Origin of the sequence: Mesorhizobium sp. M7A.T.Ca.US.000.02.2.1, from assembly GCF_003996995.1 — a bacterium.
GTDB lineage: Bacteria > Pseudomonadota > Alphaproteobacteria > Rhizobiales > Rhizobiaceae > Mesorhizobium.
Map to the genome: position 1 here is coordinate 1 of NZ_RZTT01000162.1, position 12,436 is coordinate 12,436.

10 protein-coding genes and 1 pseudogene are annotated in these 12,436 nt (G+C 61.8%); 5 read left to right on the forward strand and 6 right to left on the reverse strand.

Annotation, left to right across the window (positions count from 1 at the left end; genetic code table 11):
* The 4 genes and pseudogenes from EOD15_RS16830 to EOD15_RS16845 form a co-directional block, all read left to right on the forward strand.
* A pseudogene (locus EOD15_RS16830) lies at window positions 1-948 on the forward strand (serine/threonine protein kinase); the annotation flags it as partial.
* Between the two features lie 106 nt (window positions 949-1,054).
* On the forward strand, window positions 1,055-1,465 hold the full coding sequence (locus EOD15_RS16835) for a DUF1036 domain-containing protein (protein WP_164761783.1): 411 nt from the start codon (window positions 1,055-1,057) through the stop codon (window positions 1,463-1,465).
* Window positions 1,462-3,819: a M23 family metallopeptidase gene (locus EOD15_RS16840; RefSeq protein ID WP_127321070.1), complete on the forward strand. Its 2,358-nt coding sequence runs from the start codon at window positions 1,462-1,464 to the stop codon at window positions 3,817-3,819. Before EOD15_RS16835 ends, EOD15_RS16840 begins: the two co-directional genes overlap by 4 nt.
* Window positions 3,820-4,032: 213 nt before the next feature.
* Complete coding sequence (locus EOD15_RS16845; protein ID WP_127321071.1) at window positions 4,033-5,646, forward strand: caspase family protein; 1,614 nt, start codon at window positions 4,033-4,035, stop codon at window positions 5,644-5,646.
* Between the two features lie 37 nt (window positions 5,647-5,683).
* Here the strand turns inward: EOD15_RS16845 and EOD15_RS16850 are convergent, their stop codons facing one another.
* A complete protein-coding gene (locus EOD15_RS16850) occupies window positions 5,684-6,220 on the reverse strand; it encodes an OmpA family protein (RefSeq protein WP_127321072.1) in 537 nt (178 codons plus the stop codon).
* A 161-nt stretch (window positions 6,221-6,381) separates the two neighbouring features.
* Between EOD15_RS16850 and EOD15_RS16855 the strand changes: the two genes are divergently transcribed.
* Complete coding sequence (locus EOD15_RS16855) at window positions 6,382-7,014, forward strand: hypothetical protein (RefSeq protein ID WP_245463689.1); 633 nt, start codon at window positions 6,382-6,384, stop codon at window positions 7,012-7,014.
* On the opposite strand, the gene EOD15_RS16860 is transcribed toward EOD15_RS16855, so the two are convergent.
* From EOD15_RS16860 to EOD15_RS16880, 5 genes are all read right to left on the reverse strand, one after another.
* Window positions 6,996-8,240, reverse strand: coding sequence for a caspase domain-containing protein (locus EOD15_RS16860; RefSeq protein ID WP_127321073.1), 1,245 nt, complete (start codon window positions 8,238-8,240; stop codon window positions 6,996-6,998). The two genes, EOD15_RS16855 and EOD15_RS16860, sit on opposite strands and share 19 nt — an antisense overlap.
* A 7-nt stretch (window positions 8,241-8,247) precedes the next feature.
* Entirely contained in the window at window positions 8,248-9,306 is a 1,059-nt protein-coding gene (locus EOD15_RS16865) for an OmpA family protein (RefSeq protein WP_245463690.1), read from the reverse strand.
* A 98-nt stretch (window positions 9,307-9,404) separates the two neighbouring features.
* Complete coding sequence (locus EOD15_RS16870) at window positions 9,405-9,623, reverse strand: hypothetical protein (RefSeq protein ID WP_127383555.1); 219 nt, start codon at window positions 9,621-9,623, stop codon at window positions 9,405-9,407.
* A complete protein-coding gene (locus EOD15_RS16875; RefSeq protein WP_245463691.1) occupies window positions 9,620-9,922 on the reverse strand; it encodes a hypothetical protein in 303 nt (100 codons plus the stop codon). Before EOD15_RS16875 ends, EOD15_RS16870 begins: the two co-directional genes overlap by 4 nt.
* A partial coding sequence (locus EOD15_RS16880) for a caspase family protein (RefSeq protein WP_127408651.1) occupies window positions 9,919-12,436 on the reverse strand: 2,518 nt, incomplete at its 5' end. The genes EOD15_RS16875 and EOD15_RS16880, both read right to left, overlap by 4 nt.

Genomic DNA, 12,436 nt, shown 5'->3' on the forward strand with positions numbered 1-12,436 from the left:
GAGCCGGCCAAGCCCACTGTCCCCGCGCAAACCGAGGGCCCCCCGGAGTCACCGGCAACGGACGCGCAGCAGCCATCCGAAAAGACACCGCCGGCCCAGCCAGAGTTTGTGGAGAGCCCAAAGCCCAAACCGGAGCCGCAGATCAGCCAGCCGGCAGAACCCAAGGTTGCCGGGCCGGCGCCCAAACCCACTGCAAGCCAGACGGATGCCGCGAACGCCGAGAGCCAAAAGACAGTGCCACCGGCGGCCAAGCAGCCGGACCAACCTGTCGTCGCGTTGAACGTGCCCAAACCGGCGATTCCTCCGGCCGTGGACGACATCGCGCAACGAGTCTCCTGGATTCGCGACTTCGGCGGCGGCGACTGTTTCTATGCGACCATGAATTCGTCAACCGACACCGCAGCCGCGATCGAAGGATTTGGAACAGCGGTCCAGCCATTCGAACGCATGCTGGGCGATTTCCAGGCGAAATTCCATGTGGAGCCCGACATCAGCGTCCGCCTCATTGAGCCAAGCCAGTGCGAAGTCACCAATTTTCTGCGCTTTCTGGGACAGACCGCGGCCGACAAGCCGCAGCTTGTTCTCGACCGGACGTCGGTGCCGAACGGTACGCCGATCAGCGGCACGCTGGTGACGCGTGGCGGGCTCATTTCCAGCGTGTTGCTGATCGATCACAAGGGCATGGTGTTTAATCTCGACGATCGCATCGTCGCACAGTCGGACAAAGCCACCTTCAGCATCCCGATTGGCCTCGGCGCCGCCGACAAGGCCGCTGGAAAGGCCGTGCCGCAGATCATAATGGTGATCACGGGACCCCAGGATATTGAGGCGGCCGCATTCTCGGCGCCGACGCCAGCCTCGGCGCTGCTACCCAAAATTCTCGAGGAAATCGAGACCAACGGATCTCAGTTCTCAGCCACTGCCAAGTATTTCCGGCTCGGCGGATAGTCATGGGCCCCCGATGGAACGCTGCCCGTGTTTGCCCCACTCGTCTGCCGACCTGCCCATAAAGCAGTGTGAACCGGTTCGCGCCCTGCTCGCCTTAGCGGGCCACATGAAGCTTGCGGTCATCGCGGGCGCCGCGCTGCTGGCTGTGCTGTCATCCGGCGAAGCGCGAGCCGAATTCACGGTCTGCAATCAGACACTCGACGTCGTCAATCTCGCAGTCGGCCAGAAGGTCGACAATGCCGATCAGACAGACGGCTGGTGGACCATCGGCGCCAATCAGTGCGTGAATGTCATTCGCGAGGAACTGACCAACCGCTACATCTACATCTACGCAACGGACGTCTTCGGCCACGCGATCCTGACGGGATCGACCGAAATGTGCATCGAGCGAAGGCGTTTCTCGACCCGCGGCATCGAGGAATGCTGGCAACGCGGCCATATCGCGGCGCAATTTCTCGAAGTCGATACGCTCGAACAGGCGCGGTGGACGTTCTTCCTGACCGGAAACAGCCCGTGACGCACACTATCGACACGAGCTTCAGGCAGAAGAAGCAGGCGCGCCTTGCGCTTCGCAGACGCAGGCTCTGGCGCCGGCTGCTTGCCGGTCTTGCCGCGATCATCATGCTGTCGATCGCCGTGGGCTTCTACCTCACCGCCGATTATTGGTCGTTCGGCGACGAAGACGAAGAGCTTCACGCGGTCGAAGGGGTGGACGACGTGCCGGCCGATGCATCGGTCTATGTGCCTGCCATTATCGACCTTGCCGGGGACCCGATGTGGATCACCCCTGCCCCCGACGCCGACGCCACGTCGAGGGGCCGTTCGATCGCGAAGCCGGCGGATCTCGATCAGGCCGGGATTTCTCCGCAGATCGAAATCCTGTCGGATGTGATGCTCAGCGCCAGCGAAAAATTCATGACGACGATACCGTCGACGCAGGAAGACTTCGCATTCTTCCAGGCGCAACGGCAGACCGCCCCGCCGCCGTCCAACGATCTGCAGGACGATCTTCAGCCGCCGGCGGGGGATCTGCAGAACGATCTTCAGCCCTCGCCTGCCCCCAACGAGGCTCCGGCTGCTTCGGGGCAGCAGATGGGCACCGACGATCCCGAAGCCGGCTGGGGTGAAACAATCGATGCAGGCGAAGCAGCCCTGCCCGCCTTCCAGAAGACACAGATCGAAAACAACACGAGTGTCGCAACCGTCACGAATGAGTATCAGCGGTTCGAGGCGACCGAAGACACGTTCGTGAAAATCCTCAACGACCGCAGCCTGGACAGCGTTGCGCTCGATGTGCATTTCTCCGTCGAGGACGCCAGGCGGGCGGGCGAAGCGCTGAAGGCGCTTTTCAACCGGGAAGGCCTGGAACCGGGTTATGTCGTCGCCATGCGTGGTTTCAGGCCGACGCGCGAGACGACAACAATGTCGCTCATGCAGGTGTCGATCTACGCCAAGAACGTCTTTGTCGGCACGCTGACGCGCAACGCCGCGGGTGCATTCGTATCGGGTGTCGATCCCTGGGTCCGCGAAGATCTGTTCAACTATTCGGGTGCACCGGGAGAAGGCACGCACAAGCGGCAATATCGCCTGCTCGACGCAATCTATTCGACGGCGGCGCGCAACAAAGTTCCGACCGGCGTGATCGGCGAAGCGATCATGTACCTGTCGAGAGGACAGGATCTGGACGCCTTCGCCAGCGAGGACCAGCGCCTCGTCCTGCTCTATTCGCAAACGCCCCGCGGCAAGGGCGAGACCGACGGACGCGTGCTGTATGTCGGTGTGCAGGGTACTGAAAAGAGCCTCGAATGCTTCGTCTTCCAGCAGAGCGACGGTCAGTTTGCGTGCGTTACCGGCGACGATCAGGTTCGCTCGCTGACGGTCACCAACGGCATGGTCACGCCGGTCAACGGGGTCATGACGTCCACCTTCGGTCCGCGCAAGCACCCAATTCTGGGCGTGGTTCGCATCCACAAGGGCGTCGATTGGGCAGCCCCCTCGGGTACGCCGATCGCAGCCGCCTTCGACGGCGAGATCGCCTTCCAGGGCGACGGCGGTGGTTACGGCAACCTGGTGAAGATTGCGCATGCCACCGGACGCGAGACGCGCTACGCGCATATGCAGAAATTCGCAATCGCAAGCGGTGTCGGCACAAAGGTGAAGGCCGGCGACATCATTGGCTATATCGGCACCACCGGCCTGTCGACCGGGCCGCATCTGCATTTCGAACTCTATCAGAATGGCGGGGCGATCGACCCGCTGGGCACGGTGACCGCCACGGTCGCAACGAGCGATCCTGCTGTCGAAACACTGACCGACCGTATCGTTCATGTCGAAAGTGGTGGCAGCGCCCGCGCCAAGAACCCGCTTTCTTCAGCAACCGGTGCCGGCCAATTCATATCGAAGACCTGGATCAGGATGATGAACACCTACCGTCCCGAACTGGCGCGCACACTTTCAAATGCGGATCTCCTTGCTCTGCGCTACGACTACACGATCTCGCGCGAGATGGTGCGCAATCTTGCGCGCGAGGGTGAAGCCTATCTTCGGGCGCGAGGCCACCAGATCACAGCCGGCCGGCTCTATCTCTGCCATTTCCTGGGCATGGAAGGCGCGCATCAGGTGCTGTCGGCGTCGGGTTCGGCGCAATTGAGCGCCGTGCTCGGGTCGGCCGTCATTCAGGCCAACCCGTTCCTCACCGGCAAGACCGCCGGCTATGTCGTGGACTGGGCCGAAAGGAAAATGGGCCGAAAGCTCAGCCCCGCGGGGACCGGCGCAGGCCAACCGGTATCGACCACGACGGAAGTCCGCCAGACATCGCCGGAGTTCGAAAAATACAAGCAGGCGATTACGACTCTAATAGGCTCGATTTGACCCGCCCCGCGCGGCGCGCGTTTCGCTCCAGACCATTGGTGTTCCTGCTGCCAAGTGTTACAATAGCAAACTTTTTCGGGTCCTTTGTGAACCAAGACTGTGGTCAGGATCACATAAGCCCAAGAGCCATTTTGGCATAAGCGACCTTGTCGCTGACGAAATTTAGCATGCGCAGACATCAACAGTGCGCCCTGGTGGGCGGAGGGCTGGTCCATGAAAGCGTTGACCGTATTTCTGAGGGGATTTTTCCTTTTTGTCCTTGCCGCGTTCAGCGCCGAGGCAGCCACGCCCGACGCCAAGCGCGTTGCGCTGGTCATCGGCAACAGCAAATACATTCATGCTGTCGCTTTGCCCAACCCCGCCAACGACGCGCACCTCATCGCCTCCACGCTGCGCAATGCCGGCTTCGAGGTGATCGAGGGGATGGATCAGGACAATGCCGGCATGCACAGCCTCATCAGCCGGTTCACAGAGCAGTCTTACGATGCCGACCTCGCCGTCATCTTTTATGCCGGGCACGGCATGCAGGTCGACGGCAAGAATTTCGTGATACCGGTCGACGCCGAGTTGACGTCGCCGGCCTATCTCAAGACCCGCACCATTCAGGTCGACGACTTCTTGGCGGCGCTGCCGCCCGATCCGGCGGTCGGCGTGATCATACTCGATGCCTGCCGCGACAATCCGCTCGCCAGGACGCTGGCCGCCTCGCTGCCGAAGTCGCGTTCGTTGGGGTCCGGTCTGGCACCGATCGAAGCAAGATCGGACGGCGTAGGCACGGGCGGCATCCTGATCGCCTATGCAACCGATCCGGGCGCCATCGCTTTCGACGGCAACGGCGTCAACAGCCCTTACTCCACGGCGCTCGCCAGGCACCTGACCGAACCCGGCATTGAGATCCAGAGCGCGCTGACGCGCGTGCGCGGCGAAGTGACCGAGACGACGCAAGGTCGCCAGAGGCCTTGGCACAACGCGTCGCTGGGGCGCGAGGTCTTCATTGGAAAACCCGTTGTCGTGGCGGCGCCTGAAGCACAGCCTGCCAATGCCGGGGCGGCAACCGCCCCAACGCTGGTGGTTGGTGACCCGCCTTCCTGGGAAGTCGAGCAGCGGCTCTGGGATGAAGCCTCCAAGCGCAACTCGGTGCCGTTCTACGAGGCCTATCTCGAGCAGTTCCCAAACGGCCGCTTCGCCACGGTGGCGCGGCTGAACATCGACGAATTGAACGACCCGGAAGCCCAGAACCGGCAGGTCGCGGCACTCGATACGGACCAGGCGAACGCCAGTTCCGGCTCCGCAGTGCGCACCTCGGTCGGCGTCCCCGACGAGGTGAAGCAAACACCGGGCACCGAGTTGACGGAAAATGCCATTGGCCTCGACCGCCAGGGTCGCATCGACTTGCAATTGCGCATCGAAGCGTTGGGCAACGAGCTTGGCCGCGTCGACGGAAACATAGGCCCACAGACCCGCCAGGCGATCGGTATTTGGCAGGTGGAGAACGGCCTGCCGCAGACCAGCTATCTGACACGCGAGCAACTTGCATTCCTGGTGATCCAGACTGATCCGATGATGGAAACCGTGCGCGCCAGATATGCTGCCGATCAGGCCCGTGCGACGCAGCCGAAAAAACAGGTGGTAAAGAAGGTCCGCACGCAGAGACCGGTGGCACAGAAACCCCGCAAACAACAGCAGGTCGTTCAGAAGCGGCGCAACCGGGACACAGTGGTGCGGCAGGATGATGATCTTCCGCCGCCCCGGGATAACAACGACTTCCTCACCAAGGCGCTGATCTTCGGCACCGGTGTGGCTGTGGGCGGCGTGCTCAAGAACTGACCGCCGGCGTTCCTGGAACAGTGGCACGCGGTAGGTGCTATTGCGTCTTTATCCGCATTTCCACGCGGCGGTTAGCCGGATCGTACGGATTGGGGCTGCGCGGATTCTTTTCGCCCATGCCGATCGGGTTGATGCGGGCGGCCTCGACACCATTGGCCGTCAGGAAGGCTGCCACCGATTGCGCTCGCCGTTGCGACAGGCCTTCGTTGTAGTGGACCGTGCCGGTGGCATCGGTGTAGCCTTCGACAACGAAGTTGAATGTGCTCAGCCGCCTGTCCTTCAAGGCCTTGGCGAACTCGTCGAGTTCACTGCGCGCTGTCGCGTCGAGTTCGGCCGAATCCAACCCGAAATTGATCAGCATATCGAGGCTGGATTTTTCGGCCGGCGCGTCTTTTGCCTTGGTCTTGCTCTTGCACTCTTCCTCGGTTCCTACACAAATTCCTCGCGACTTACCGAGGTCGGCGGCGCCGGCAAAAAACTTCACGATGTCTTCTGATTTCTGAACAGGGTCGGCGGAAGCGTGAGTCGAGAAAAACACGACTGCCAACACCAAGGCTGAACTGCCCCACTGCATAGCGGTTACTCCTGTTTGAGCATCCGATTTCGATGGTGGTGATCATACCAAATTCCGGGGCAATTGTCTGTCGATAAACGCCAGGGGATGCGGCGGTGCCGGCAGTTGTTGCAGCGTCACCGGTTGAGACTTGACCCGCGCCGCGCCTGGGGCTTGAGTGGTTGGAGCTTCTCGATGAAGGCGTGGCGGTCATGGCCAATGAGCTCCGATTCAAAACGGCACAGGATCTCTTCATGGCTTGTCCCGCTATTGCCCGGGACATGAGAGCCCTTCCAACCGAACAGCAATCGATCGAGTTTTGCCGCGACCTGCTCGCCGGGCGCGTTCCCGAAGAGGCGATCACGTTCTGTGCCTACCTGCTTCCCGATCGGGCTGCGGTCTGGTGGGCGCATGAATGCCTGAGCCATCTGAGCGAGTTGCTCGATGGGACTGATCACGATTTGCTCGCCTATGTTCGCGACTGGGTTGGTGAACCGGACAGCCCCCACCATCGCGCCGCAGTGAGCCAGGCAGAGGCAACGCCGCCAACAACGCCGGGAGCCTGGATTGCCCGGGCGGCGGGATGGCGTGACAATGGTTCCTTTATTGTCGGATCTGTTGTCGGCGCAGAAGCACCATCGGCCTTAACGTTTCCTGCCGCCCATGCAGTCAATGCCGGTGTTCTGGCCGGGCTGGCGCGTGTCGCACTGGTGGACCGCTTTGCCGTTCTTTCCGCGTTTGTCGAAATGGGCATCCAGATGGCCGAGATCGAGGCGCTGCGCCAATCGGCGGATGCTTACTTGCAGCCACCTTGAGCCCATTTGGCAAGCGCCACCTTGAAGCGCGTTCCAAGTGGATGTTGCAGGCGCAAAACGGAAGCATCGTTGGTGGCGAAATTTCTCGCCTGTTCGCATAGCCGTGCCTCGTCCCATTCATGGCAGCCGTCGCAATGTTTGTCCTCCCATACCGACTTGTCCAATCCCTCCACCGGGCTGAACAGGGGTTTGCCCTTGATCAGCTGGGCGATGCTCTTGCCATCGATTGCCGGATCACCGAAATCGATCGGATGGTTGAAAAAGATCGGATCGTCCGAAGCCAGCCTGGGGATCTTCTGACGCAGCACATCGAGCGCAAGCTGGTCGTCACTTTGGCCTGATGCGCCTGCAGCGCCGGTGTTGCTTGCGTCGGAGCCGCCTTCGGTTGGAGGTGCGCTCGCCTCGCCCACGATCAACGGCGCATTGAGATCGACCTTGTGCAGAACGACATCCGTTTTCAGCGAAACGTTGATCCAGGGACGCTGCTTGCCGGAGGTTGCCTTGAAGACGTCGCTGGTGACCCTGTTCATGGCGTCGGTGATGGAGACGTTGGATTCGCCGATACGCTTGAGGAGCGCCGAGGTGAAAGGCGAATGTTCGCCCGACCCGTCATAGGCAAGTTGATTGGGACTGGCGGCGAAAGCGACGAGCGTGCCGGCGCTACCATTCTCTACCGGGATCTCGGCAAGGCCGCTGCTGGCGCCGTTGACGCCCGCGGTCTTGGCCAGCACCTCGGCGAGGGGATTGTCGCGGCAAGCGTCGAGAAACACCATGCTGATGCTGGTCTCTCGTGACATCTGGCGCAAAACGAAATCGACCGACACGGCTTCGAAGTCGAGGGAGGTTTCATCTTCCAGCGCAACGTCGACTGGAAGCAGATAGTTCTTGCCCGAAACCTGCAGGCCGTGGCCGGCATAGAAAAACAGCGCGATGTCGGCACCGCGCACCTGTTTCGCGAACTGCTCGATCGTCGCCTGTGTCTGCAGCTTGGTCAGGTCGAAGCCGGAAACGACCTCAAAATCGAGTTTCTTCAAGCGTTCGGCCATGGCCTGGGCGTCGCGCACCGGATTGGCGAGCGGCGCCGCGTGCTGGTACTGGGAATTGCCCAGAACCAGCGCGACGCGGCGCTCGGCACTGGCGGCTGTTACAGTCAAAAGCAAGGCAAGCGCGGCAAGCCCGACGGCACGAAAGAGGCCACCGCAACAGGCGATCAGATCGGACCTCACCGGAACCTCAGTTCACGGGCTTGGTGGCGGAAAACTCGATCCGCCGATTGAGCGCCTTGTTCTTCGGCGTATCGTTGGCGGCAACCGGCCGCTCCTCGCCATAGCCGGCGGCGCTGATCTGATTGCGCGGAATACCCTCGGCAATCAAGGCGTCGGCAACCGCGTGGGCGCGCCGCTCCGACAACTGCTTGTTTGCGTCCGGCGATCCATCGGAATCGGTATAGCCGGAGACCTCGACCTTCAGGCTTGGGCATTTGCCAACGACACCTTCGACCTCCGTCAGCAATGGGCGGCTTTTCGCATCGAGCCGCGCGCTGGCCGGCCGGAAGTAGATGGCGCCGGTGCGTGAGAGCACGGCAAACCTGTTCAAGCATTCCTCATCGCTGAAGTTCGCCTTGGCGGCGTCGGTGGCAACGGGGCCGACGTCGGCTGTGCTTGCAGCGACGGTCTGGGCGGCGGCGGGCTTGCTGCCGTCAGCGGTGAAGACGAAATCGAAGGACACCGACGCGGTCGGAACGATGTTGGTCACATTGGCCGCCTGCTGAAGCTTGTCGACATTCGGCAGCAGGCCGAAATCCTCCACATGAACCGCGACCGGAGCCTCCGAAGCGACGGAGACCATGTTGTCACTGATCATGGTGACGACGATGCTGGCCTCGAGGTCCTTGTCGACGCCGTGCAGATTGAGACGGAAAGGCAGCGTCGACTTCACCCTGCGTTTTGTCGCTAGATCGGCGAATGCGGCGGGGTCCACCTTGGCGGTCAGCTCGGCCGTCGGGTATTTGAATGTCTCGAAAAACAGGAAGCGCATGCGGACGTTGCGCAGGTCGACGCCGGTATCGACCGAATTGAGGTCGAAGGTGACCTTGGCATCACCCGCCGAGCTGAGCGTGCCGGTGATATTCCTGATCTTGTTTGTCTCGACGATCGTGTTTTTCTTCACCGACTGGTAGGTGATGACTGATGCGGACGGATCGAGCGTCCAGTTCGGGCCAGCATTGGCGGTTTCCGGCACGAACAAGAGCAGGCCGCACGCGAGGATCAGGCCAAGGGCCCTTGCAGCCAAACGCCAGCTTCGGGATTTTGTCATTGTGCAGAATGCGACGGCTTCGAACATGGAACGCCCCCTGCCCAGGACAACAGACTTCCGTTTTCGCATCACAATCATGCGGTGCCGGCAAAAGCATAGAGCAGTTGCTCGCGCTTGGCGAGCATCTCCACTGATCGCCCGCAAAGGGGAAAATCCACTCCAGCCTGAGTTGCAGGATGGTGGCTAAAGTCGAAGTAAACGCTCACGAAGACTGCAGTCTGCTGATACGAAGTCGACTCAGCTGCAATCATGGCCGTCGCAGCCGGCTGCCCATCAGCACTTACAATGGTCAACCTCCCCAGCCGCCGCCGCTCGAGCCGCCGCCCCCCATAGTGGGGATTACAGGCGGGGGAACGGTTTCGTCCTCAAACGGCTTGACGACTTTCTTGGTGACGACCTTTTTCTGCTGGAAGACCTTCCGCGGAGGGGTCGTGCGAACGACCTTCGGCTGAGGCTTTGCCGCCACCGGCGTCGGCTCGGCTTTGGGCGTCAGGGACGTACAGCCCATGAGAGCCACCAGGACGCCGGAAAGAATTGTTCCGATGATTGCTTGCTTCGATGCCCTGCCCACCATTGCCTCCTCGTTGATCAAAAAACATCCCGACGCGGATTGGCTTCTTCCCAGACCCCCCTGGCCATGTTGACCAGTTGCGTGTCCAGCGAACCAGACGCAGGAATCTTGGACTTGAGTTCCTGGCGCAGTTGATTCAACGCCGCCATCTTCGGCTTCGCACCGAAACTCGCAAGCGCCTTGCGGGCGTCCGGCAGCTCCTTGCGGAAATCCAGTGCGGCCGCGAATGCCAAGAAACGCACGGCGATGGCCTGGTCGGCCTTGTCGCCCTTCTGCATTTCGAGGGCCGCTCGATCGAAGGCACCGAACTGGTCGCCCCGCGCCGTCGCCAACTCGAACAGCCTTTGCGCTTCCGCTAGGTCGCGGTCCACGCCGACGCCATCCCGATACATGCGCGCAAGATTGCTCGGAGCATGGGGCTGGCCCAGGTCCATGGCCTTCTGAAAAAGCCCCTGTGCCTGCTTGGGGTCCTTGTCGACACCCACGCCGGCCAGGTAGTTACGGCCGAGAAGGTTCATCGAATACATGTCCTGCCGTTCCACGCCCGCCTTCAAAAAGGCAACGGCGCGGGCCGGGTCGGCGGTCACGCCGTTGCGGCCTTCCGTGAAGATCGCGGCGAGATCGTTCATGGCATAGGTGTGCCCCATCGCGGCCGCCTTGAGCAGCAGGTCCAGACCTTTGGCGGTATCGGGCTTGACGCCATAGCCATTGAACAAGGCGCGGCCCCACGACGTCATGCCGTAGGGATCGCCCTTGTCGGATGCCGCTTCGTAAAGCGCGTTGGCCTGCGTGCGGTCGATGACCAGACCGGTTCCCGTCGCATACATGTAGCCGAGTTCGAACACAGCACGCACATGTCCCTCCTTGGCGGCTTCCTCGATGGCTGTCTTCGCTTCCTCGACCTTGCCAGTTGCGAGCAGCGCGCGCCCCAGTTCGTAGCGGAAGCGTGGGACATCGGGATAGGCCTTCACAGCGGCCTGGCAAAGCTCCACGGCGCTGGCGCCGATTTCGTTCGGCAGCAGGCCGGGAACGACGCCCTGCAGGTCCAGAGGCTCGCCGGCGGCGGAGTCGCACGGATCGACGCTTGGCGACAGCTTCATCGTGGCGGGCTTGGACGAAGCGCTGTCCGCACGGATTTCGAAGCCGACCTCGACCGGCGCGACGACTCCGATCTGAGGTTCGTAGCGCAGCCGGTCGACTTCAGCGGCCATCAGGCTGGACTGAGGTGACAGGGTTCTGTCGGGGAGCGAAAGGGTTCCTGTCGCGGGATATGCCGAAACTTTGAGACTGACCGCGGGATCGTCGGTCGGGAAATCCAGGTTAAGCGCAACCGGGCCCACGCCAACGGGAACATCAATGTCGCGGTTTTCGATCGCCTCGGCGGCACCGGTGATATGAATGCCGCGCTCCACCACCTGTTGCTTTTGCTCGGCCGCGAGCGAGGCCATGACCTGTTCGCCATGGGCGCCTTCGCCGCTTTTGACCCGGAACACCAGGATGCCCTGGCTTTGACCGCCCCAATTGTCATGCGTGGCGTAGGCCAGCATATCCACCTCGTCCTGCGCGTCGACCCCCTTGGGCACATCCATCTGCAAACGCGGCAGGTCCTTGCCCTGGATCGGTTCGCCAACCTCGACAGGATTCCCGTCCAGCATGAGGCGGCCGAGAGCAGGTGGTCTCTCGATGCTCACGGTGATCGTTCCGCCGTCGACATCGACCGGTTCCGGCAGGCCTAAATCGACCGGGCCGACCCCCGACAACACGACCTTTTCAAGCACCGGCGGCAGCGAGGGGCGGTTGCTGCGGCGCATCAGCACCACTTCGTCGATCAGCGACGAGTTCTCCCAGGGAACCTGCAGGCCTTTTGTTGCCTCCACCACATCCCGGCGCACCGCCGCCATGACCGTGCGGATCTCCTGGTTCGGGGCCAGCGCGCGACGGGAAAACGCCGCCGAAAACGGACTGAGGTCGCCGCTGCCGTCATAGGCCGCCGCCCCAGGCTCGGTGGCAAAGGCTATGAGCGTGTTCAGCGAGCTTCTGACCTGCGCGAGCCCGGCGTTGCCGGCGGTGATAAGCTGGTCTCTCAGCCAGTAATTCTTGCGCGGGAACGGATTGTTGCGGCAGGCATCGAGGACGATCACCTGGATCTTCGATTTCGAACGCATCTGTTCCAGGACATCGTTGAGCTTGATGGCCTGGACCTCGATGTCCGCAGCCTGCTTCAACGAGGCATCGACGGGAATCAGGAAGTTTTCGCCGCCGATCTGGAAACCGTGACCGGAATAGTAGACGACGGCGAGGTCGGCGCCATCGATCGCGGCAAGATAATTGCGGAACTGCTCTTCGAACTGCAGCTTGGTGAGATTGCTTGCAACGAAAACTTCGAACCCTGCCAGTCGAAACGTCTTGGAGACGTCCTCGGCATCCTTGACCGGGTTCTTCAGCGCCGGGAATTGCCGGTAGTCGGAATTGCCGATCACCAGGGCGACCCGTCGATCGGCCGACGCATCGAAGGTCGTAAGGGCCGCTACGAAG